Source organism: Pseudomonas sp. FG-3G (genome assembly GCF_901007645.1).
Classification (GTDB): Bacteria; Pseudomonadota; Gammaproteobacteria; order Pseudomonadales; family Pseudomonadaceae; genus Aquipseudomonas; species Aquipseudomonas rhizophila.
Window position 1 is genome coordinate 652,431 of record NZ_CAAKGZ010000021.1, and the last position, 24,610, is coordinate 677,040.

Consider the following 24,610-nt stretch of genomic DNA (forward strand, 5'->3'; position numbering starts at 1 on the left):
GCCTCCCTGCGCTTAGAAGCGCGTGTTGATTTCAAGCTGCAAGACATCGATGTCATACGGCGCGCCGTACACCGCTTCGGAACTCAGCCAGCGACCGGTGGCGAAGACGTTGCTCGCCAGACCGTAGTTGCCGCCCAGGAAGTAACCTTTGGCATTGGTGCCACCCAGGTGAAACGACGAATCGTTGAAACCGTCCGGCAAGGCATCCGGCTGGATGTACTTGTAGCCGGCGAACAGGTTCCAGTCGCCCTGGCGCTTGAGTTCCAGTGAGTTGCCCAAGGTGAACTGGAGCATCCAGGCGTTGGCGCCGCTTTCCACCTCACCGTTTTCGTCCAGGTTGTTGGCGAACTGCCCTTCGGAGCGCTTGCGCATCTCGCCTTCGTCGTAGCCCAGGTTATGCACGTAGTTGGCCTGGCTGCGCAGTTTCAGGTCTTGCGGCAGATCGGTGTCCCACTGCAGATTCAGGTCCAGCAGGTTGAACTCCGAGGCCAGGCCGACATACTGCGGCTGTGGCGTGGTGGACGGGTTGAGAGGATTGGGTGTGATGTCCCGCAGCAGGAACACCGTGTTGCCCTTCTGCATGAACGCCACGCGCGAGCCATCGCTGTCGCAACCCGGGTCACCGGCCCACGGCTCGCATGGCGAGGAGCGCTGGCCTTCGATATCGTCGAAGCGGTAATAGGCCAGCGCGCCCTTGACGCGGTTGCTGTCGTTGATCGCCCAATTGGCCCCCAGCTGCGCCCCGTACAACCACTTGTTGTCGCTCTCCTCTTTGTCGGAACCGTTGCTGGTGCTGGTGTCGTTGGTGTACTCCACTGGGAACGCACCGACGGTGCCGAACAGGCCCCAGTCCTGATTGAGCTTGCGGTTGAAAATCGCCGCCACGCCATCGAAGTTCAGGTCACCGGAATACAACAGGTCGGTGGCGTAAAACGGATTGGCGATTCGCCCGCCGGTCAGGGTCAATTCGTCCGAGGGTTTCCAGGTCAGGTAACCCTGGTCGAGCCAGATGTCCTTCTTGCCGAAACCGCCGCCCAGGGTCTGGGTGGTGGACACCGGGTTGTTGTCCGAGCCGGTACCAATGCGAATGCCGGCGGTCCATTGCGCAGCGATCACCGCCTTCATGCCCAGGCGTGCGCGCAGGCGGAACAGGTTTTCCCGGTCTTCGCGCGTATTGAGCAACGGCGGCAGACTGGAGCTGCTGTTGGGGTTGACGTCGTACGGTCCTCGGTCATTGAGCCGAGCGAAGTCGACGATTTCGTTGCTGTTGGTACCCGAGTAGTAGCGCGACTCATCGCGCAGACGAATGTCGCCATCAAAACTGATCCGCGAGACCCAATCCGGAAAGGTGTTGGGCTGGGCCCAGTTTTCCTGCTTGGCGGTGGCCATCACTTCAGCCTTGACCTGATCGCGAATCTGCTCGCGCACGATGTTTGGCACGTATTGCACCCGCACATCCCCCGGTGCACCTGTCGGCGCTGCGGCAACCGCCGTGGCCGCCTGGCGGGCCTGCACGGCTTCCCGTTCGGCCTGGGCGATCAAGCCATCGGCCTGGTCCTGTTTCAAGACGCCCTGCTGTACCAGCAGGCGGATCAGATTGATCGTGGCGTTTTCCGACGGCGCCGGGGCGGCCGCCGCGTGCCCGGCCAGGCTCAATACAACCAGGCCGATTGCCCAAGACAATCGATTCACATTGGAAATCATCTGCACACAACTCCTGTTGGCAAACTTTCAAATATTCGGTTAACCCGGACGCCGTCCCTGCAAGGACAGGCGCACGGGCAAAGTCAGGGAGGCCGGTGGCCGTTCACTCAGAGGGGGAGCGGTGCGCAAGGCGGTGATGACTTGTTCATCCACTTGCCCGTTGCCGCTGGACTTGACCAGCTCGACCCGGGTGATCTCGCCCACGGCGCTCAGCCAGACGTCGGCCTGCAGTGAGAAGGCCAGGCTGCGCAGTTCGGGGTTTTCCCGAAGCAGGCGCTGGAAGGTGAACGCCAGGAACTGGCTGTAGGTGCCGTTACCCAGGCGTCCCCCTCCAGCCCCGGCCATGCCACCGCCCTTGCCCGCACCGATGTTGAACGCGTCGTTGCCGGCCTGGGCATCACCGTCCATTTGCATGGGGTTCTCCAGGTCATCCACCGGTGACGGCGGCGCTTCTTCTTCGGGCTTGATCTCCTCGGGCTCCGGGGTCGGTTCTGGCTCGAGCACTTTCTCCTCGACCTGGGGCTCCGGTTCCTTGGGTTTTTCCGGCGGCGGCGGGGGCGGCGGCGGCAGCGGAATAATGGTTGGCACCTTCGGCGCTTCACGGCGCACGCCACTCATGTCGTTGGCCCATTGCCACAGCAACCAGGCCGCCACGCCACCCAGCACCAGGGCGGCGGCCCACTTGAGCAGGCGCAGCGGCGCGTTCTTCACCGGGGGCGGGTTGATGGGAAGTTTGGCGGTCATGGTCAGCCCTGGCTCGGTTTGCCGGTCACGAGACCGACCTGTGACAGTTCCAGGCGCCGCAACAGATCCAGCACTTCGATGACTTTCTGGTACTGCACCGTGGCGTCGCCGCGCACGATCACCGGAAAATCCGGGCTCTGGGCTTTTTCGATACGCAGACGCTCCTCCAGCTCGCCCAGGGTCACCGGGTAGGCATCAAGGAACACCTGCCCGCCGTCATTCACCGAAATGGCCTTGGTCTTGGCTTCGGACAGCGACACCGAGGCGCTGGCCTTGGGCAGGTTGATCTGAATACCCGACACCTGTGCCGTAGCGGTGAGGATGAACATCACCAAAACCACCATGAGCACGTCCACCAACGGAGTGACGTTGATGCTGTCCACCGCGGCGTCATCGTCGTCATCGTGTGAAGCGTTTACGCTAGCCATGACTGCGCTCCTCAGGCCGGTACGGGCGATTGAACGTGATGGTCACGGCGATGCGCCGCTTCACCGGACTGACCTTCGCCGTGCATCTCCGCCAGGCGCGTGATGAACTCGTCGACGAACACCCGCATGTCGGCGCTGACTTCCTTGTTGCGGGTGATCAGCCGGTTGTAGCCAAACAGCGCAGGGATCGCGACGAACAAGCCCATGGCAGTGGCGAGCAAGGCCGCGGCCATGCCCGGGGCAATGGCGTTGATGTTCACGTCACCGGCCATGGCCGTGCCGAGGAACACCACCATGATCCCCAGCACCGTGCCGAGCAGGCCGATGTACGGCCCGCCGGCGATGGCGTTGGAGAGGGTCGAGAGTTTCGAGCTCAGTTGCTGGTTTTCCCGGGTGCGCACACCGTCCATGGAGCAGCGGATCGCTTCGATGGTGGCGGCCGACACCGACGAGGTATCGGCGCCCTGCTCGCGACGGGTGCGGATCTCCTTGACCGCCACCAGGTACAAGCGCCACAGGGACGAATGTTGCAGGCGCTGGGCGAGGTCTTGGTCGTCGGCGAACATTTCCAGGCGCGTGCCGATCGTGGCGAACTGCTCACGGAAGGCTTCGTTGGCGGCACTGAGGCGGCTGACCATGCGGTTCTTGCGGATCATGATGACCCACGACTGGAACATCATCAGCACCAGCACCGCGATGATCACCCAGGCGTCCAGCGGCACGGCGTTGAGCAGGAAACCCAGGCTGCCGAAACCGAAACCGGACTGCTCTTCATCGACCCCGTAGGCCACCAGTTTTGATTCGGCGCCCTGGGCATTGGCATCAGCCAACAGCAGCGGCGCCGCACGGGCGACCTTGGACAGACGCACCTCGTCCATGGCCCCGCTGAACGGCACGAAAGTCTCGGTGGGGAGATCAGTTGAAGGGTCGGAGGCAAGCCCCGCAGAAAGATCGGCCCCCAGGGCGATCGGCGAATTGAACGCCGGCATCGCCACCGCCAGGCTCGCGGTTTCACGACCGTTGACGTACAGCACGACCCGGTCGCCCGAGGCGGTCAACGCCAGGTGTTGCCATTGGCCGGGGTTCAACGGTTGAGTCGAGACAGCACGCTGACCGTCAATGTCCAGGAATGGCACACCCTGGTTCACCCCCACCAACAGGCTGGCGGCGGCCTCACGGCGGGCCAGGATCACCTGCTCACCGCTGGCCTGATCCTGGCGCAGCCAGGCGCTGAATGTGAACGCCGCGCCGGCGCTGTGCTGCAATGAAGGGCTGGCCGGCAACAGCAGCGGCTGACCGTTTAATTGCAAGGCACGACCGATCACGCCATCGATGCTGGTTCCAGCGGCACCCTGGGCATTGTTGCCATACGCCGTGGCATCCCGGGGCGGTACACCGGTGGTGCCATCGAAGTGGTAAAGAGCGGTGTAATCCGGGTCGAAGGTCAATTGGCCGCTGCCGGTGGCCGGCGCCTTCTGGTTGCCGTAGTACATCCACAGATCCTGACGCTGGCCACCCTCCACGTTCGGTACATCGACCCAGATCAAGGCCATCCCCATCAACGGGTCGAAGCTTTCGATCTGGTGATTGAGCACGGTCTTGTCATCGGCACTGACAAAGCGCAGGTCCGAGCCATCATCCTTGACACCATCGAAGGTGAAATTGCCGGTGTGCAGGCGTACCAGCAATGCGGTGCGGCCCAGGGCCTGGCTGATCGCCGCGCCTTGGGGCGTGGTGTCCACGGAAATCTGTTTGCGGTAGTGCCAGTCGTCCTGCCACCAAGCATTGGCCGTGGCTGGAAGCACCAGCCCCAGGCAGATAAACAGGGATAACAATAAGCGTTGCATGGACATGACTCCTAGGTTCAAAACGTCGCTTGCAGGTTGAAATGCAGGCGCGATTCCTGTTTCGAGGTGTTCGGCCCTTCGAGCAGCGGGTAGCCCCAATCGAGGCTGCCGGACAACCATTTGCTCAGGCTCGCGCGAGTGCCGAGGCCGACACTGGCCAGGCTGTAATCCGCGTCCTGATCGGGCAGTTCGTCGCGCAAGTACAACTGCGCTCCTTCGGCGAAGGCGTAGAAGCGCCACTCCTGGACATAACTGCCGAGGAACTTGGCAATGGAAGGTGTACGCAACTCCTGGGACAGCAGGTAGCCGTCATCCCCGGTACGCTCGGCGGCCAGATAACCGCGAACCGATGTCGCGCCACCGGCAGAGAATTGCTCGTTGGAAACCAGCGGCCCGGACGCCAGCTGGAACGCGGCTTTGGACGCGGTCTGCCAGTCGTTGGCGAAGGTGAAGGTGTAATTGCCGTCACCCTTGAGCACCGCAAAACTGGGGCTGGCGCGGTAGCGCTTGTAGTCGAAGTCTTCGTCGGAACTGCCATAGCCCAACAGGCTGCGGGTGCCCGCCACCAGGCTCAGGCCAAGGCCCAACTGGCTGTTTTCGCTGTAGCGAAAGCCGTTGTAGGCGAAGGTGAACGGCGCGTACTTGAGCGGCACTTTGTCGCTGGCGCCGCCCAGATTCAGCTCTTCCTCAAAGTCTTTGAAATCCACGCCAACGGAAAACGTATTGGCCCAAGCGGCGCTGGACGCCAAGGTGTAGATCGCCGAGACACCGTACGAATGGCCCCTGCCCAAGACGTTGCTGCCGCCGATGGTCGCCACGTTGCTGTCGGACTGGTAGCCGGAGAACTGCACACTCCAGTGCTCGTCCAGCGGTGCGGTATAGGAGCCCGACCAGACCTTGGCGTTTTCGGTGTCCTGGGGGGCGGTGAAGAAGGTCAGCGAGAGGCTGTGACCCAATTGCCAAAGGTTGTTGTAGCCCAGGCTGGCGACGCTGCGCAGCTTCTCGGTGTCGGCGCTGTAATCGTTATTGAGCCCCAGGCTGGCTTGCCACGGGTTCTGATCCTCGACCTGCAAGTCCACATCCATGGTGCCGGGCCGCTGGCCCTCGCGTACCAACGGCATGACCTGGCGCCCCGGGGTCTTGTTCAACTGCGCCAACTCGGTCTGGACCTGGGCGAAATCGGGCACCTCGCCTTCCTTGAGCGCTGGCACGTCCTCGCGGATCTCCACGGGCGAATAATGCTTGGCACCCACCACACGGACTCGGCCGACCTTGGTCTCGCTGACCTGCAGGTAGACGATGCCGTCTTCGACTTTCTGCTCCGGCAACTCGACGAACACCGATTGATAACCGCGCGCCTGATAGGCCTTCTGCAGCGCCTCCCGGGCCCCCTCGATATCGCTCAAGGCCTTTTGCGGGCCGAGGAACGGGTACACCGCCTCCTCGATGGCCCGGGCATCGAGCACGGTGTTGCCACGCACGAAATACTCGTTCACGTCCACCAGGCGGGCCGGGGCCGATTCGGCCTCCTGCTGCGCTTGCGCGGCGAACGCCGACGGCCCCCCGACCGTCAACACCAACCAGCCCCACAGCGCTGGCCGCGATTTGAAGAAATGCTCCACACCACCCCCTGAATTCAAAGTACCGCTCAATTGCTTGCAGTCGATGTCGTGGCGTGCCGCGCCAGCCAGGTGTGCAACAGCGCGAAATTCAAGGAGAACTCCGGCATTTGCAGCAAGGCACCGCAGAACACTTCACCGATTATTTTCTGGATGAGCCTCACCGCCCGCGCATCGCCCAGCAGCGTGGCGAGGTCTTTGCTCAAAACGTCGAAGCGCCAGACCTTCTGGTTCAGGTCCAGGCCGACGAACCAACGGAACAGCAGGTTGTAATTGAGTTGTTCGTAGAGTTGCTGCTCGCTGGGCACCGAATAGAGCAGTTGCAGTAAAAGGATGTGCATGACGGTCTGCGGTGCGATCAGCATCTCGGCGCTTGCGGTGAGGCCTTGCAGCACGTCGCGGTGGTCGTCCAGCAGGTCGTCGATTTGCGGACGCAGCAACACCAGTGAATGGCCTTGCGGGATGTAGCTGGACACTTCCTTGAGTGCGCCCTGCCAGTCATCCTGGGAAACGATCCAGACCCACGGTGCGCCGTAGCGATACACCGAGACCGGCTGCTTGCGCGCCGCCTCGACGATCTTCGACAACCGCTGGTCAAGCTCCTGCATGCCCACTTTCGAATAACGTTCCATAGTTCCCATCGCCTCACTCCCGGCTGCCTGCCCCGGTTCCAAACGACCTTGCAGGTCCCCTCGAACACGTCACACAGGCTTGACGGGAATGGCGATGTGCTACCGAACTTTTGTCATGAAAGCTTCATTTGGATGGACGTCGATGGGAACTTGAGCGCGGGTCCCGTGGCGAGGGAGCTTGCTTCCGCTGGGCTGCGAAGCGGCCCCAAAAAGGCTGCTGGGGAGTATCTGACACACCGCGGTGATTGGCTTGGGGCTGCTGCGCAGCCCAGCGGGAGCAAGCTCCCTCGCCACGGGTACTGGGTGTCCAGCAACCCTGTGGGAGCGAGCCTGCTCGCGATGCCGGCGACTCGGTGCCAGCCGATCGCTACAAGCTCAACCGCCCCCGCTCTTCCTCGGTCAAGCGCTGCCGGGTCTGTTCATCCAGGGGGCCGGCGCCCAGCACTTGCACCGGGCTGGCCGGGTCGTAGGCCCGTGGCGCGTCGCGGCTGGCACCGTCGCGGGACGGGGCCAGTTGCTCGGAGCCGAAGCTCACCACCTGCACGGTGAACACCGACGCCTGGTTTTGTCGCGCCGCGTTCTGCTGCTGGCGGGCCACGTCTTCCGCCGCTTGTGTCGCCGAGGACGCCGCCGAACTGGCCGAGGTGATGGCCCCGGTGTTCACCGTGGCCGCCAGTGGCACACCAGAGGATTTGCCCTGGGTCTGGATGTTGGCCGCGTTCACCACGGTCAATGCCGCGATGTTGACGTTGCCCGACACCCGGATCCCCGCCTCGCCCGCATCGATGGTGCCCAATGGCGCGATCAGGTCGATGTCGCCCGGCGCCACTTCGGCAATCGGGTTGAGCGTGGCGATACCGGCGCCGGTGCTCGGCACCGACGGCGACAGGGTCACGTTGCCCCAGGTATCGTACAAGCGCTTGGGCGGTGTGTAGACCACGGTGGTCTTCGAACCGCGACCGGCGTTGATGTCGCCCTGGGCCGACCAGCCGAGAATCGAACCGCCAAAGGTGGTCATGATCCGGCTCTGCCCCAGCAGAATGCTGTTCTGCGCATACAACTGGATATCGCCCTCGCCCTGGGTAATGACCCCGGCGGTGGACGGCGGCGCGTTGCCCTCGATGCCGAACGTCTGCCCGCCGCCCGGCGTGAGCATCTGGATGCTGCCGCCAAAATCGGTGTGCACCCCCGCCCCGCCGAACATCGTGATATCGCCCTTGTAGGTGATCGCGTTACCCGCCACATCCTTGCTTGGGAACAACAAGTCGATAGCCTCCCGCCCGCGCAGGTAGCTGCCCTGGCGCACGCCGCCCACTTCGTTGTACTCACGACCACCGGCCTTGAGCTCGGCGAAGTACACGTCGCGGGCAAACACCCGCTGCTGCTCGGCCGGTAGCGCCGCGAAGTAGCTGCGGGCCTGCTCGGTGTCGCCGCTGAAGCCAAAGCGTTTCTCCAGCCAGTCCACCAGTTCCGCCTCGTAGGTCTTGGCAACTTTACCGTCCTGATTTGCCAAGGGCACACCGGCCAAAGCCTGGTTCGCCGGGTCCAGGTACGCCTTGACGAAGCGCTGGTAATCCGCGCCGTTGAGGCCCGCGCCGGCTTGCAGCACCAGGCTCGCGCCAGGGCGCGAATCCCCCGGCACCACAGCGCCGATACTGTTGATGCTGACCTTGTCGTCCATCAGCAGATTGCGCCCGGCGGTGATCTCCAGCAGGCCGGGGCCGGCGACGTTGAAGTTACTGTAAAGGATGTCGCGACCGGCCGAGACAATGGAGATGTCGGTGGGGTTGTTGTGGATGAAGAGGTTGCCGTTGCTGGTGTAGTTACCCGCGTAGGGGTTCTCATTCAGAGACCCGCCCAGCGGTATGCCGCTGCTGACAATGTCTCGCCCAGCCATCATCCGTACAGGCCCGGCGCCTTCGTATGCGATTCGCCCCGGCCATCTGCCTGTAGAGGCTGATGTCATCGACCGTCCAGTGGTGACTGCCAGCAAGTCACCTTCAAGCGCATAGAAGCGAGCAGGATCGACATTGAGAGCCCACTCACTGGAGGCGCTGCTGGTGTCGAAGGCAAGCAGCGGCAATATGTTCGCATCAGGACGTGCGAAATTGCCGTCGGCTGAAAGGTTGCTGGCCTTTAGGACGAAACCATCGACGATACCGACAAAGGCTGGCCGTAACGGTGTGGCCAGGGCCACGGAGGCAGCACCGGAGCGACTGACCGACATGTCGCCGCCGTAGATGGAGTCGCCGGCCATGAATTGCAACTCACTGTTGATGCCGGGAGCGAGCAGCAGGGCTGGGCGATTGTTGCCGTTGTAGGCTGTTCCATACAATGCCGAGGACTCCCCATAGTAAAGGCTGCCACTGGCCGCCACAGCTCTCAGGATCGATGGGTAGACCACCGCCAAATCCGTTGCGGTACTGAAGGTGAAAGGTGTCAGGTTACCTCCCGACGACCACAAGTCGATCGCGGTATTGGCCGTCCACAGCGTGAACCAGCTCACACCCGATCCGTTAGTCGCACCATTTTTGAAGGGCGACACACTCATCATCGGCGCCCGGCCCGGGTCGGCGACGTCCATCACGACAAGGTCGCCCAAAGTTGTCAAATCAAAGGTAGCGTCGCCCGGCATGAGGGTCAGCCCACCCGTTGCAGATCCTCGTGTGGACTTAAAGGAATCGTAGGCCCGCGTTTCTCCAGGGGACTGTGCTGAGACAGCATTGCCATATTGAAGGTCGATTCGACCGATGGCGCCGCTATCGATCTGCGCGTGCCCCCGCAGGTTGATGACCGCGCCGTTGAGATGTCCGTTCACGAACAGGCTCTCGGGATTCAAAGCGCCACCCACTCGCAGATTGAGATCACCGCCACCGGTCAGTTGCAGGCTGCCATCGGCGCCTACGCGCCCGGTGCTGCCCACAGCCAGCAGCAGCCCCTGGCTACGAGCGTTGATGTTTGAATTGAAGTCGCTACCGGCGAGTCGGTTCAACACGCCCGCGTCACCCTTCACCTGTACATCCAGATCACCGCCGCCCAAGGTCCCGAATCCGGTGAAAGCGGCCATTTGATCAGCGCCACCCGACACCGTCGACGCGGTATAGCTACCGAAGTTGATCCACCAAGCGGTCGGCTGGCTGTTCGCTGAATCACCATTGCCCTGGCGCCAAAGCCAATTGCCCACATTGGCCGAATCCTGGCCCATGTCGGTAGGGTTCGGTCGCCCGTTAGAGTTGACAGGCGCGGTCAGATTACCACTGAGGTCACCGCCGACCTTAAGCAACAGGTTACCGCCCGCGTCCGGATACCAGGCGCGATAGAGACTTTCAGTGCCGCCATCGACCAGCCTTTCATTGTTGCCATCCTCGTCGTTGAGCACCGTGTCGTTGCCGCCCAAGGCCTTGGGCTGGTTGTAGGGATCGCCTGGGAACGTCGGCGCCGACGAGGTGCCGGCGGTATAGATCCCGAACAACGAATCCATGCGCAGGCTGCCACCGCTCAGCAGTTCCAGGTCGCCGGTGCCGGTACGGAGGACACTTGGACGGACACTGCCGGCAACCGGATTGTATTCCCCGTCAGCGGGTGTACAAATTTCCGGTACTGCGTCGCAAAACGACTGGACTGAATCGAATTTGAAAAATTGCGCCGCGGCCTGGCTGATCAGCTCACCGGCCTTGACCTCGAAGCCTGAGTTTGCCAGCTGTTCCTCTGCTGACTTGGTCCATTTGTAAGAAGCCTGGAGCGTGCAATTGCCACCAAAATCAGCACAAAAAGCTTCGGCCGATTCGTAACCGAAAATATCGCGAAAGATGGTTTCGTCGACAGGCTGGCCCAGTTCGACCGTGATCCCGTTGTTCAACATGTCCTCTACGCCCGCCTCGGTCCATATGAGGCTGCCCTTTCCGGGTACGAGCACACCGAACATGCCGTAGTGGCTGTCGGCGAGACGCAAGTCGCCATGGACCGGTTCAGGCTGGACGATCCGGCTGTCCGCAGCCGTCGTGTCGGCCCCGGCCACCAATCTCAACGACCAGGATTGAGAACCCTCGGCGAGCATGGGGGCGATGGCCCACATGCGGCCATCGCTGCCCGCAATCTCTGGACGCAACTGCACCGATTCGACGCCATCCGGTAACTTCACGTCGGTGCCGGACGGAAGCAGCGAACCGCGGTTCAAGACCAGGCTGCCTTCGAGCTTGAGGATATTGGTCTGCGCATTGCCCGCGTTTGCCACGTTCGGCAGCGCAACGCCCTTGGGCCAGGTGAAGCCACGCAGTGCGGTGGCGCCGCTCAACACGCTGCCGGCACCCAACTGCGAGCCAGCCTGCAGTGTCTGGGCCTGGCTCAGCAAGGTACCTGCGGCAAACAACAGGTTGCCGGACGCATCGTGCACCGCAGCTGCCAACACCATGCCGGCCGGCAGTTGCAACGGTTGGTCAAGGACTGCGGCCACTGGCAGTCGAGTACCCGCCGCCAGGGTCACGCCCTTGATCGGCAAGTCGTAGTTCAAGGTGGTTCCCGCCGGGAACGCTGTGCCGTCGGCCAGGGTCACGCCGGCACCGGGCACAACGATGTCGCCACCGGTGAAGTCGATGCCAGGCAGCAGCACCCAGCCTTTGTCGTCTTGGGTAGGGGGCGGTGGAGCAAATCCGTCGTTGATGCTGCCGTAGATGCTCAGGTCGCCACCGGCGCGCAGGGTCAGCGCACCGGCCTCGCCGGAACCGTACACGTCGGTTTTCTGCGTGTGCGGGTTCACACTGGCGTAGCGATAACCGGACAAGTCCAAGTCGCCCTGCACCACCAGATCACCGTCGGCGGTGGCGCTGACGATCTCCACACCGGGCCGCAGGTGAAAGGCATCGGCATAACGAGCGTTATTGAGCCCGGCGAGCTTGCGTTGCATCAGGTCGCTGTTGTTCAGCGCCGCCTTGATGAAGGCAGTGCTGTCCCTATCTTTGCCATCCAGGTACGCCTGGTCGATCACCTGATAAGGACGACCGCTGGCCGCCGGATCGCTGCCAAAGGTTGCATCGTTGTACTGCCACATACCGTTGACCGCGATGGACCGGGCGCCCTGGATATCCAGACCACCGCGTGCATCAATGGCAATGTCGCCCTGGGTCGGATCCGAGCCGGCACGGTGTGCATTGAGTTCCAACGTGCCACGGACACGACCGTCGTGCTGCCCGGCAGGCGCCGCAGTGCCATGGCGCAAATCGATGCGAGCACCGTCGGCCAGCGTCAGCACACCGGCGCGGGAAGTCAGGTCGACGATGGCGCGGTTCGGTGAGTCGATGATCTTGCCGTAACTGTCCACGCGAAGACGGTTACCGTGAGCGTCAAGCACCGCATTACTGCCCAGGGTCAGGGAACGCCCGGCCGCGAGCCGGATGCTGCCGACCCGCTCACCACTAGCGTCCACCTTACCGTTGACCAACAGGCTGCCATTGTCCAAGGAAACGCTAATGGACGAGGCTTTGAGTTCATTGCCGATCACCAGGTCGCCTTGCTTGAGCTGGAAGCTGCGAGAGCCGAATACCTGCCCGTCGTTCAACCGTTGGTTCAACGCCGCGAACTGTTCACTGAGGTTGCCGCTGCCGCCCAGGCGCTGGGCCTGAATCTCCACGCCGCCGGCCAGGTACGGCATGGCGGTGCCACCGGCGTCATATTCGCCTGTGCTGCTGCCGAGAATCCGCCCCTGCAAATCAACGATCCCGGCCGCCTCGTCCAGAGCCACCGCACTGAGCCGACCGGCCTGGTTGTTGCGGGCCGAGAGGTCGATGCTTGAACCATCAGCCTGGCGGATGTTGCCGTTGCGGCTTTGCAGGATCACCTCGCCTCCGGCGCTGTAGCGTGTCACATCGTTGAAGGTGAAGGTGCGGCCCGCCACGTCGATCAGTGCCCCATCGGCCAGGGTCAGGTCATCCGTTGCGCTCAGGGTCAGCTTGCCGCTGGGCAGCATCACCGCGCTGGCAAGGTTTAGGCTCGCGCCTTTGATGGACAACTCGCCCCCAAGCCCGGAGACAGTGCCCGGCTTAGCGCTTGTACCCGCTACGTTGACCGCGCCGCCTGCGGTGATGCGGTTGACCGAGCCGGCTTCACCGGTCAGCAACGGGGTGAGGATATTCAGGTTGCCGCCGCTGTAGGCGTAGCCCGTTTTCGCGTCATAGGCGCCCTGGCGTTGATACACCGCCAGGCTGCCTTTGTGGTTGGCGGTCAGGCGTTCGCTGGCGCTAAGGTTGACGTTGGCGAAGCCCAGTGCAAGACGGTCCAGGGTAGTGATCGAGCTCGGTTGGGCGAAATCGCCATAGCCGAATTCGATGCGCTGAGCCTGGATGTCCAGGCGACCGGCACCGGTGCCGGCCCCACCGGCAATCACCGAACCCGGCGCGCCAACGGCGCCGTTCCAGATCAGGTTGGCGGTGCGGATGGTCGCCACGTCGTTGACGCTGCCGGCGCCATAAATGGCCGGGGTGCTGAGCATCAGGTTATTCAGGCGCGACTTGCCTGTTGTCGGGTCATAGGTGTCCAGGCTGACGGTGCCGTAGAAATTCAGCGCCTGACTGGCCGACAGTTCGAGGGTTTCCAGGGCCGGAGCACCGTATTCGGTGTCCCCGCGCAACAGGCGATCGAGCACGGTCTGGCTCAGGGTCAGACCGGCTGGCAGGACCTGGCGCGTCGCCGCGTTGCTCAGGGCCTGGGCGGTACCGACGTTGATGTTACTCAGGGCCAGGGTCAGGTGACGGGTGCCGTAACGCACCTGGTCGCCCAACTCCAGGCTGCTGCCGGAGGCAGCAACGATGCTGCCTTCGGAGTGGATCCGGGTCACGCCGCTGCACGGCGTCAGGCTACATCCGCCAATGTTGACCGTGCCGCTGGTGCCTGACACAGGGGCCAATACATTGAGCAAGCCATTGGAGGCGGCCAGCAAGCTGTAGTTTTGGAACGTCACATTGAGGTTATAGATAAAACCATCACGGGCATCATAAGCGGCCTTGCCCCGTCCAATGGTGTTGATGGCGGCACCTTGTTCCACCAAGAGCTCGCCGCCGTCGGCCAGGAGGAATACCTCAGGCGCCGACAGGGTCGCACCTTCACGCAGCGCGACACTGCGGGACACGCGTTGCGGCGTGATGTAGTTACCGCCCTGGCCATAGAGCACTGAAAACTGGCCGCCGATCACTTGGCGTGAGGCATTTAGAGCATTGAGGCTTTCGGCATTGAGGGTCACACCTTCGAAGCCAGCCGTAGCCCCCCGTCCTTCGGCGACCACTTCGAGCGCAGTGCCATTGCTGGCAACCACCGCGACGGTGCCGCCGAACCCCCCGGTCTGAGGCGCGAACTTGCCGATCCCCTTGAAAGAGAATGCCTGATCTGCGGCGCCCTTGGCCAGGTTCAACTTCAACGTCTTGGCATCTACCGGCAACAAAGCCCTGGGAACGCCCAAACGCGCGGCGTCGGCCACGGCGAACTGGGCGTAGCTGGTTTCGTTGTATTGCGAGTAGCGACGCAGCACATCGCCCGAGGTCAGGATGACTTGGCTGGACAAACTGTTGCGCTGCCCGGTATTGGCCACCGACAGCACGCCGGCAGTGGTCCAGGAACCGTTGCGCATCTGTTGCGCGCCCGTTGTGACACCTTGCCCCGCCAAGCCATTGACCTCGACTCGGAACGCCCCCGGCAACAAGGCGTAGGTGGATGGCATCAGGGTGTAGGTGCCGGCAACCAGCCCGGGCACACCGGCACCGATGGTGATCTGCTGACCTACCCTCGGATCGACCGCGCCACCTTCGGCGGCGACCGGCGCGTATTGGCTCTGATTGCCCGGCACGATGGCGTAGACCGGGTTGCTGGACAATCCCGGCAAGGTGAAACCGCCGTTCGCACCGATTTGTACCAGCGGGTTGAAACGCGCATCGGTGGAACCGCCTCGGCCAGAGATAAAACCGGCGCCGAGCAATTCACCACCACCCGAAAGATCGAGCACCGAGCCTTCCTGGCCCTCCACAGACTTGCCGCCGAGAATCACGCCGATGTTGAGGTCGCCGTTGTTGGAGGGCACCGCTCCTTGCCCTAGCAACACAACCTTCTTTCCAGCGTACTGATAGCTCTGCCCATCGACAGTGCCACCATAAGGCAGCACCAACCCCAGGCCGCTGACCGAGGTCAGGCTGCCCGGCAACAAGTCTACTCGAGCCGATACACCCGCCAAGCTGTTGTTTGTACCGATTTCAAGCAACCCCAAAGGTGCACGGACAACACCACCTTGTTCGATCTTGGCGCTACCCAGTTGCAAGCGACCGAACACCGAATAAGGCACTTGAGGTGCTACCTGTGTGGTGCGTCCGATGACCAGGCTACGCGCCGGATCATAGAGAATCATGCCGCTACCGGGTTCAGTGCCCCAGCCATATCCTGCCAATATCCGTGCGCCGACCCCGGTCGCGGGATACAACTGCGCCGCTTGCAAGATCATGTCCGAAGGGGTCAGCAATTGGGTAGTGAAGCCTTCAGGCATACCGCCGCCAGAGAACCCGGCCAGGAATCGTAAATCACCCCGACTGCTTAGCTGGACCCGGTCGAAACCGGCGCGCTCCAGCTCGACGGTAGTACCGTCGGCCTGCCTCAGCGTGCCTTTGCCGCTAAATATCACACTACCCTGTACATCCAGCAGGTCTGCGTTAACGGAAAACACTGTCTTGTTTGCCAACAGCGACACACCGCCGCCCTCGACTGCGGGCCGAGTATACCCGTCCATATTCGGTCGCGCGGCCGCAGGCCCGGACAGCAGCACATGGGAGGCATTGAGTTGGACCCGGGTATTGGCTGGCGCATTTGCACTCGGCCCAAAGCTGCGGGCATACAGACTCAGGCTTTGGCCGAGAGACAGTGACACGTCGCCATCGGCGCTCAACAGGCCATTGCTCAACAAGGCAAGGCTGTGGAAGCCGCCCGACTGCACCTGATCCACGCCTAAGCGACCGTGACCGTAGACCAGTGAATCCGCCGAGGTTTCGGCTGAGTCGCCCAGTAGGGTCGCCTGGGCGTTTTGCCCCAGCACCAGCTCACGCACTTGCAAGACCCGATCACTGACCGCATCGTTGCGGTAATAGGGCGTTTCCAGGGCTACTGACAAACTGCCGCCTGCCGCCCCTGCGCCACCCGAACGAGCGCTGAAGTCGCCGTCCAGGTACAAACCATTGGCCGATGCCAGGGAAATACTGCCTCCATTACTCGCCACCGACGTGCGTCCCTGGCCGGGGATATCCAGCACCGCCTGGCTGCCATCCGCTTGCAGACGTGCGCCGTCACGCACCACCACAAACAGTTCGGATGCGGAAGCAGAACCTTTCGCGGCATCGATCTGGCCGCCGATGACAATCTGGCCGCCGTCGCGCACCAGGCCGTAGGTCTGGCCGCGCATATCCTGGGCAGTCACGGCGCGACTGGAGACGTCGATCAGCGCCTGTTCGCCGAGCCAAATGGAACGACCGTGGCCCTGGGCATTGACCCCTTCGCCGTCCGCACCCGTGACGCTCAACTCGGTGAGACTGACCCGCCCACCCCACGCATTAAGGGTGCCGTTGGCAGTCAGTTGACCAATGCTGCGCACATCGATGCCCTGCCCCGGATCGACGCTGATCACGCTACCCTTGCCCAGGTTCAACACCGTGCTCGCCATGTCGGCGGCGCTGGAGTTCGCGGTACCGGCAGTGAGGCTCAGGCTCGCGCCGCGACGCTGGGTGAGGACGCCTTTGATCGCATCTTCCTGGTACAGCTGCGGCGTCCAGCGCTGCAAAGCGTCCGCCGGCTCTGCGCCACTGCCCGTACTCAACGCCTGCTCGCCGAAACGGTACACCGGCATCGTCACATCGACCCGGGTCCCGTCGGCCACCGTCAGGCCTTCGTTGCCGGTGATGTCATAGGCCGAGAAGCCCTTGTCGAAGAAATCGCCGCCCAGTTGCAGGGTGCCGGGCTCGAGGGGCGCGCTGCTGTTGCCGATCAGCACTTTATTGGCCGCCAGCTTCAAGGTCCCGCCACCGCTCACCCCGGTGCCGCGCAGTTCACCGTCCAGGTTCAAGTCACCGCTGCTTGACGACGTATTGATAGCCGCCGTCAGGGTCAGGTCCCCGCCCTTAGCGCCGCGGGTCTTGCCATCGGCCATGACCGCGGCGCCGGAGCTGACGTCGATCAGGCTGCCCTGGCGTACATCGATATTGTCGCTGCGCACGACCACGGCACCGCCGTTGATAAACGGCAGGTTCTGACGGTCGTTGCCGTCAAGCAACAGATTGCTCCAGCGGCCAGCGGCGTTCAACGTCACGCCCTCGCCCAATGTGACCTCGGCACGCTGACCGGTGGCAGGCGAAAGCACGACATCGCCCATCTGGAAATTATCGGTTCTGATCTGTTTAAGCACGTTACCCAAGGCAATGCGACCGCTGCGGGCCGTCAGGTTGGCGTTCACTTCCACCTTCGGCGCATAAAGCGTGATGTCGCCGCCGTCGGCCATCTTGAGCGCACCATCGACCTTGATGCCGTCAAGCGCCGCCACCTTGACCGCACCGAGCTGGAACCCATTGATCAGTTCGTTATCCAGCACCAGCTTGCCTTGCCGATCAGTGCCAACCACCGAGGTCAGGTCCAGCCCCGCAGCAATTTTCTCGGTCACCTTGCCGACGGTGACCTGATCAAGCGTGGGGTTCAAGGCGCTGTTGATCACACCGCTGGTCTTGTCATAGATCGGCGTGTAGCTGCCCACCCACAATTGCGCCCGTCGGGCCACGGCGTTTTGCGATTGCTGGTAGCCGTCGAGATTGAGATTGGGGGCCTGGGTCTGGCGTTCGCCCTGATAGACCTCACCAACGATCTGGCCTTCCAGCACCGCGTTGCGGGTCGACACCACCAGCTTGCCGGCATCACGACCGACGGTGTAGCCAGCCTCAAAGCGCTCGCGGGGGGCGATCAGTGGGTTGTAGTAGTAATCGGTCTGGCCCCAGCGTTGGCTGTGGTCTTCGTAACCCTTGTAAATGCCGCTGTAGAGGATGTCCCCCGGCGCCTTGGACAATTCATACAAGCGCCCATTGGGGCCCCTGAGCCAGGACTGGCGCAGGTAGCCGCTCTGCACATCCAGGGTGCCACCGGACAGATTCAGCTGCGCCGCCTGCTGGGTCACCACATCGTTGCCGGTGAACGTCAGCGTGCCGCCCTGGGCGGCCCACTCACCCATGCTGTGGCCCCGTGTGCCCAGGTAGCCGCCGACTTCCAGCAGCCCACCCGCCGTGTACCAACGGTCGGTGGCATAACCGTTGGTGCCCGCCGGCACGTAGATCAAATCACGCACGTCCACCCAGACATCGTTGTTGGTCAGCTTGCCGCCCCCGCGGTTGACCGGTGCATCACGCTGTTCGTTGCCCTGCACGTTGACCTTGATGGAATTGGATTCCATTGCCACCTTGACGCCGATGGCGCCGGACACGTCGATCACCGCACCATCGCGCACCAGACTGCGACCGGCGGCGCTGACCGCGACCTGACCGCCGGTGGCCAGGGTGATGGAGCCGTTCTGGAAGTCGACGCTGCCGCCACTGACGATCTCGACCCGCGACTGGTCGGTGCGGTCGACCACACTGCTGAGGTTGTTGAACCGACCGGTGATCAGGTTGTTCGGCGTACCGTCCAGGCCGGCGGGTCCGGCATCGCGCTGGCTGTCCAGGGCGCTGCCGCCCGCGGCGTCAAGCAGCACCGCCGTGGCACTGCCCTGTCCCAGGGTGACGCTGCCGGTGCTGTCGCTGAAGGCGTTGAGCAGGTGCACGGTGCCGCGGGTGTCCACCGAACTGCTGGCCACGGCCACGCCGTTCTGCTGCACATTGTGCCCGGTAAGGGTGATGTCGCCGGTGCTGGCCTGGATCAGGCCGCTGTTGATCACCGTGCCGGCGCTGCTGCCCGGCTTGAGGGACGTCGCGACCTCGTTGCCACGGGTGGTGGAACGCGGGTTGCCGCTGGTGCCCTGACCCCGGCGAATATAAAAACTGTCGCCCGCTGCCAGGGTGGTCTGGCCCTTGGCGGTGATGATGGAACCGGCGTTCTCCACTTCGCTACCCAGCAGCAAGGCATAGCCGCCCCCGGCGGTGGAGGTGGCGGCGCGGTGGGTCTCGATCCGCGCACCGCGCTGCACTTCGATCTTGCCGGCGGCGTCAGTGAAGGTCGGCTGGGTGCCAGTGGCATCGACGTACAAGCCGCGCTTGTCGAATTGCTCATCGCTGATGTTGGCCGCCACCGCCGCCAGGTTGCGCACGTTGACCTGGCTGCTGCCGCTGAAAATGATGCCGTTGCGGTTGACCAGCATAACCGTGCCATTGCCCTTGATCTGGCCCTGGATCTGGCTCGGTCGCGCCTGGGGATCATTGACCCGGTTGAGCACGGCCCAGTCCGATTGCTGCTGGAAATCCACCGTGGTGTTGCGGCCGACGTTGAAGGTTTCCCAGTTGAGAATCGCCTTGTCGGCAGTCTGCTCGATCTTCACCGTGGTCTTGCCGCCGGCCTGGGTCTGCTGCGGTCCCTTGGCGTTGAGCCAGCCCTGGGTCAGGCTGTTATCGACCTTGAGCCCGCCCTCGCCCAAACCGTCGGGCACGGTCTGCACCTGCCCGAACGCGGCTTGCCGCCCCGCGGCCTGGGCCGCCTGCTGGGCCGCGATGGCGGCCACAGTATTGTTGAGGTTGGTCAACGAACGCTGCAACTGCGCATTGGCCCGTTGCTGTTGCGCTAAGGGTGGCGGCATGCCTGGCTGCGCCGTCGCGGGCCGCCCCGCGCCACCGGCCTGAGACGCGCCCTTGGCGGCAAACCAGGCCGAACTGAACGCCGTCGCCGCGTGGGCATTGCCGGCAACCATCAGCAGGGCAATGGCCTGGGCCAGCGGCTTGAGCCGCAACATCGACAACTCGCCATCGCGACGTGGAGCATTCAGGTTCGTCTGGGGTTTGCTGCGCAGCATCCTACTCATCCTTTCGGGTTCGCTTCTTAAGGGTCGCAACGCGGTGGTATCAAGCTGCCAGCGTTGGTTATAGGGGTTAGGCGGTTACAGGGGGACGGGACCGAACGGTTGTCATGAAAATTTCATGTGGCTGTGTTCGTCGCGGCATCAAAGCAAAAAATCAGCAACGGCTTTCGCCGTTGCTGATCGGTGCTGCGTGTCGCTCAGGCGCGGTGTTACAGCGGACGACCGATGCCGTTGCAGACGTTGGTGTTGCCGATGCTTTGAGCGCTGGAAGTGGTCAGGAAGCTGCCACGAATGGCATTTTTCCAGGTCGTTGGCAGCGGCACGAAGCGGTTGGCGGTGATAGCCGCGTCGTTGTTGTTGGCAGCGACAGCGCCGTAGTGACGGGTGAAGAAATCACGTACCTGGGTGCTCTGCGCGGCGTTGGCGTAGCACTGGCTGAAGATCACGTTGGTGAAGCCCAGGATTGGATAGCCGCTGGTTGGGTAAGCCACGACACTTGGGTCGTTCGGGTTGGTGGTAGCGGCGAACACCGGTACCCAGGCATTCGGGTTGGCACGGTTGGCAGCAGCAGGCACGGCAACAGCTGCAATCGCGGCCGACACGTTGGCTGGAGCAGGGGAAACACCGGCGACGCGGGCAACCTTGGTGGCGTCGTCCAGACCTGCCAGAGTAGTTGCCGCGTAATCCGGGCTCATGTAGGTGATACGGCCTTGGGCTGCGTTGAGCGCAGTCATGACGTTCGCACTGCCGGAGGCGAAAACGGCGCCGGCCGGTACGCCACCGCTGTAGCTGTTAGCGAAGTTGGTGGTGATGGCAAAGGTGCCGGTTTCAGCGCACTTGGCGTTCAAGAAGCGAGTGAACAATTCTGTGGTGCCACTGAGGTCGCTGCGGTAAACCACAGTGATCGCACCAGTACGGCCAGAACCGGTGATCTGGCTCCAGTCAGTCAGACGACCAGAGAACACGCCGCACAGCTGGTTGACGCTCAGATCGACGTTGGCAGTGCCGGTCTTGTTGAACGGAATGGCAACCGAAGTGGCGACCGAAGGCGCCTGGATCAATGGACCCCAGGCGGTGCCGTGGTTGGTGACGTAGGCGTCCAACTCAGCCTGGGTGAGCTTCGAATCGCTACCGGCCCAGTGCACGTTCTTTGGTGGGTTGCTAGTGTCACCCGGCTTGATCTTGGTGTAGTCGTTGGTCAGGAAAGCAGACTTGCCGTTACCGCTGCCCACACCGAGGTAAGGGGCGAAGCCGGCAGTCAATACACCGGGGGTCTGGTACAGCGGCTGAGGCAAGGTAGCGCCACCACCGTTGACATCAGCCATGGCGGCCTGAGCGGCGCAGAGGCCGGCGAGGGTCAGGGATACCGCGAGAACGTTGCGCTTAAACATGAAGAATCTCCTTTCATCGTGTTCGTACGTAGGTTGGGTGACGCGTGCTTGCCGTCATGGCGCTCGGTCCTGTGCCGATGGCGATGGGGTGAGGCCATGGGTTAGAAACTCGCAGTTTCCGGTGACAGATAAAGGAAAAAACCTCGGGAGCTGGAGGCTGTTTTTTGGGGTTTTTCCTCGGGTGTTCGAGGGCTCAGGGTTGGGGTTTCAAACGGGTTTTGTGACGGTGCTGCGCAGGGTGGGCGTGGAGATGGCGACGGGTGGTTGTCTGACGATGGAAGATGACAGAACGAGGAACCCGAGTTTGGCGTTGGCGAGGGTCGGGAGGTGTTGCGGCGTTGCAAAAATAAATGCTTGCTCTATGTGGCGAGGGAGCTTGCTCCCGCTGGGTTGGGAAGCGACCCCAAAAGGTCGAACGCGATCCGCCTGATACACCGAGGTGGCAGGGTTTGGGGCTGCTGCGCAACCCAGCGGGAGCAAGCTCCCTCGCCACAGGGGCCGTGCTAGCCACAAGGTGGGTATTCACCAGCAGTTTATTGAACCAACTGATTGATCTCGATAATCGGCAACAACACCGCCATGACGATCACCAGCACCACGCCGCCCATGATCACGATCATCAGCGGTTCCAGCAGCGCGGTCATGCCCATGGCCCGGCGTTCGATGTCGCGCGACAGGGTTTGCGCGGCGCGTTCGAGCATCGGCGGCAGGCAGCCGGTTTTTTCGCCGCTGGCGATCAGGTGGATCAGCACCGGCGGGAAGACTTTTTCCACCCGCAACGCCGCCGCCAGGTTGACCCCTTCGCGGACCTTGGCCGTGGCATCGCTGACGCTCAGGCTCAGGCGATCATTGGAGAGCGTCTGGCGCGCCGCCTCCAGGGCTCGCAGCAAGGGCACCCCGGCGCCGCCGAGAATCGCCAGGGTCGAGGCAAAACGCGCGGTGTTGAGGCCCAACACGAAACGCCCGATCAGCGGCAGGCGCAACACCCGCGCATGCCAGTTCAACCGCGCGGCCGGGTTGCGCAAGTACATCCGCCAGCCCCAGAACCCACCGGCCAAAATACCAAAACACAACCAACCCCAGGCGCGGATGAAGTCACTGGCGGTCAGCATTGCCACGGTCAGCCCAGGCAGGTCCTGGCGGGCCTGGGAAAATGCGCTGACCACTTGGGGTACCACATAGCTGAGGAGGAAAATCACGATGGCGATCGACACCAGCCCCACCACACCTGGATAGATAAACGCGGTGAGGATCTTGCCCCGCAGGTTGTTGCGCTCCTCGATGTAGTCCGCCAGCCGCTCCATCACCTGGGCGAGGTCGCCGGACTCTTCACCGGCGGCGATCAGTGCCCGGTAGATGTCCGGAAAGTCCCGGGGTCGCGCCGCCAGGGCTTCGGCCAGGCGCATGCCGCTGCGCACATCGGCGCGCACTGCGCTGAGGGTCTGAGCGATGTGTTTGCGCTCGGCCTGTTCCACCGTGGCGCTCAATGCGGCCTCCAATGGCAGGCTGGCTCCCAGCAGGCTCGCCAGTTGCCGGGTGGCCCAGGCCAGGTCGTTGTCCGAGAGTTTGGCGCTGAACAGGCCGCCGCCATGGGCTTGCGTTGTGTTGCGCTCGACCTGCACCTGCAACGCCGTCAGCCCGCGACTGCGCAGCAGGTTGAAGGCGCCACTCTGGCTGTCGGCTTCCAGATGCCCGACCTCGATTTTGCCGTTGGCGTCGGCGGCTTCATAACGGTAGCGATTCATCAGGCGTCCCGTGTCACGCGCAGGATTTCTTCAGGGGCGGTGGCGCCACTGCGGACCCAGCGCTCACCGTCCTCGCGCATGCTGAACATCCCGGCCTGGCGGGCGGCGGCGCGCAGTGCCTGCTCCCCTGCCCCTTGGTGAATGAGCGTGCGGATATCATCGTCGATGCAGAACAATTCATGGATGCCGGTGCGACCGCTGTAACCGGTCTGGTTACAGCTCGGGCAGCCCACCGGGCGCCAGGTGCCGGGGGTTGCCGGGTCAGCTTGTTTGCACTGCGGGCAGAGCCTGCGCACCAGACGCTGGGCGAGCACGCCGAGCATCGACGAGGCCAGCAGGAACGGCTCGACGCCCATGTCGATCAGGCGGTTGATGGCCGACACAGAGTCGTTGGTGTGCAGGGTCGCCAGCACCAGGTGACCGGTGAGGGACGCCTGCACGGCAATTTGTGCGGTTTCCAGGTCGCGGATTTCGCCGATCATGATGATGTCCGGGTCCTGGCGCAGAATCGCTCGCAGGGCTAGGGCGAAGGTCATGTCGATCTTGGCGTTGACCTGAATCTGGCTGATGCCCGGCAGGTCGTATTCCACCGGGTCTTCGACGGTGAGGATGTTGCTGGTGCTGGCGTCGAGCCGAGCCAGGGCGGCGTAGAGGCTGGTGGTCTTGCCGCTGCCGGTGGGGCCGGTGACCAGCACAATGCCGTGGGGCTGGCGGATCAGGTGATCGAGTTTGCCCAGCACGTCCGGGTCCATGCCCAGGGTTTCCAGTTGCAGGCGCCCGGCCTGTTTATCCAGCAGGCGCATCACCACCCGTTCGCCATGGCCGGTGGGCACCGTCGAAACCCGGATGTCAATCGGGCGCCCGGCCACGCGCAGGGCAATGCGGCCGTCCTGGGGCAGGCGTTTTTCGGCGATGTCGAGCTGGGCCATGATCTTGATCCGCGACACCAGCGCGCCATGCAGGGCCTTGCGTGGCGAAACCACGTCACGCAGGGTGCCGTCGACCCGGTAGCGCACCACCGAATGGCTTTCGTAAGGCTCGATGTGGATGTCGCTGGCCTCATCCCGCGCGGCCTGGGTCAGCAAGGCGTTGATCATGCGGATCACCGGCGCGCCGTCCTGGGTGTCCAGCAGGTCGGTGATCTCGGGAATGTCCTGCATCAGTCGGTCGAGGTCCACCTCGTTCTCTGCCGCGCCCACCACGGCGGCGGCGCTGCCGGTGTCGGCGTAGGCACTGTTGAGCAACCCGTCGAGTTCCTCGTCACGCACCCGCTCCAGCCGCACCTCGCCGAACTGGCGGCGCACTTCACTGATGGACCAGCCTGGCGTGGAGGGACAGACCATCAATACCGCGCCTTCATCCGACTCACGCAGCACCAGGCGCTGGGCCTTGGCCCAGGCGTATGGGAGGGTGTTCATGCTGACACCTCAGACCCAAGAAACACACATGTCCCCTGTGGGAGCGAGCTTGCTCGCGATAGCGGTGGGTCAGTTGCAATGA

Annotated in this window: 10 protein-coding genes; all 10 read right to left on the minus strand. The window is 63.2% G+C overall.

Annotated elements, in window-relative coordinates; all coding sequences use genetic code 11:
• Nucleotides 1-12 precede the first annotated feature (12 nt).
• The 10 genes from PSEUDOMOFG3G_RS15260 to gspE all read right to left on the minus strand — a co-directional run bounded on the left by PSEUDOMOFG3G_RS15260 (nt 13) and on the right by gspE (nt 24,528).
• The gene (locus PSEUDOMOFG3G_RS15260; protein ID WP_139050484.1) at nt 13-1,704 is read right to left on the minus strand and encodes a putative porin; all 1,692 of its coding nucleotides are present in this window, start codon (nt 1,702-1,704) and stop codon (nt 13-15) included.
• A 39-nt stretch (nt 1,705-1,743) separates the two neighbouring features.
• Nucleotides 1,744-2,448 (minus strand): energy transducer TonB, encoded by a 705-nt coding sequence (locus tag PSEUDOMOFG3G_RS15265; protein WP_047228947.1) that lies wholly within the window; start codon nt 2,446-2,448, stop codon nt 1,744-1,746.
• Nucleotides 2,449-2,450: 2 nt separating this feature from the next.
• A complete protein-coding gene (locus tag PSEUDOMOFG3G_RS15270) occupies nt 2,451-2,876 on the minus strand; it encodes a biopolymer transporter ExbD (protein ID WP_092455456.1) in 426 nt (141 codons plus the stop codon).
• 11 nt (nt 2,877-2,887) lie between these two features.
• Complete coding sequence (locus tag PSEUDOMOFG3G_RS15275; protein ID WP_139050485.1) at nt 2,888-4,723, minus strand: DUF2341 domain-containing protein; 1,836 nt, start codon at nt 4,721-4,723, stop codon at nt 2,888-2,890.
• Nucleotides 4,724-4,740: 17 nt separating this feature from the next.
• A complete protein-coding gene (locus PSEUDOMOFG3G_RS15280; protein WP_373685085.1) occupies nt 4,741-6,300 on the minus strand; it encodes a ShlB/FhaC/HecB family hemolysin secretion/activation protein in 1,560 nt (519 codons plus the stop codon).
• Nucleotides 6,301-6,371: 71 nt separating this feature from the next.
• Entirely contained in the window at nt 6,372-6,974 is a 603-nt protein-coding gene (locus PSEUDOMOFG3G_RS15285) for a transposase (RefSeq protein ID WP_047228943.1), read from the minus strand.
• Between the two features lie 367 nt (nt 6,975-7,341).
• On the minus strand, nt 7,342-19,968 hold the full coding sequence (locus PSEUDOMOFG3G_RS15290; protein ID WP_139050487.1) for a filamentous hemagglutinin family protein: 12,627 nt from the start codon (nt 19,966-19,968) through the stop codon (nt 7,342-7,344).
• 215 nt (nt 19,969-20,183) lie between these two features.
• Entirely contained in the window at nt 20,184-21,365 is a 1,182-nt protein-coding gene (locus PSEUDOMOFG3G_RS15295) for a substrate-binding domain-containing protein (protein WP_139050488.1), read from the minus strand.
• 533 nt (nt 21,366-21,898) lie between these two features.
• Nucleotides 21,899-23,110: a type II secretion system inner membrane protein GspF gene (gene gspF / locus PSEUDOMOFG3G_RS15300; protein ID WP_139050489.1), complete on the minus strand. Its 1,212-nt coding sequence runs from the start codon at nt 23,108-23,110 to the stop codon at nt 21,899-21,901.
• Nucleotides 23,110-24,528 (minus strand): type II secretion system ATPase GspE, encoded by a 1,419-nt coding sequence (gspE, locus tag PSEUDOMOFG3G_RS15305; protein ID WP_139050490.1) that lies wholly within the window; start codon nt 24,526-24,528, stop codon nt 23,110-23,112. The genes gspF and gspE overlap by 1 nt, the downstream gene beginning before the upstream one ends.
• Nucleotides 24,529-24,610 lie beyond the last annotated feature (82 nt).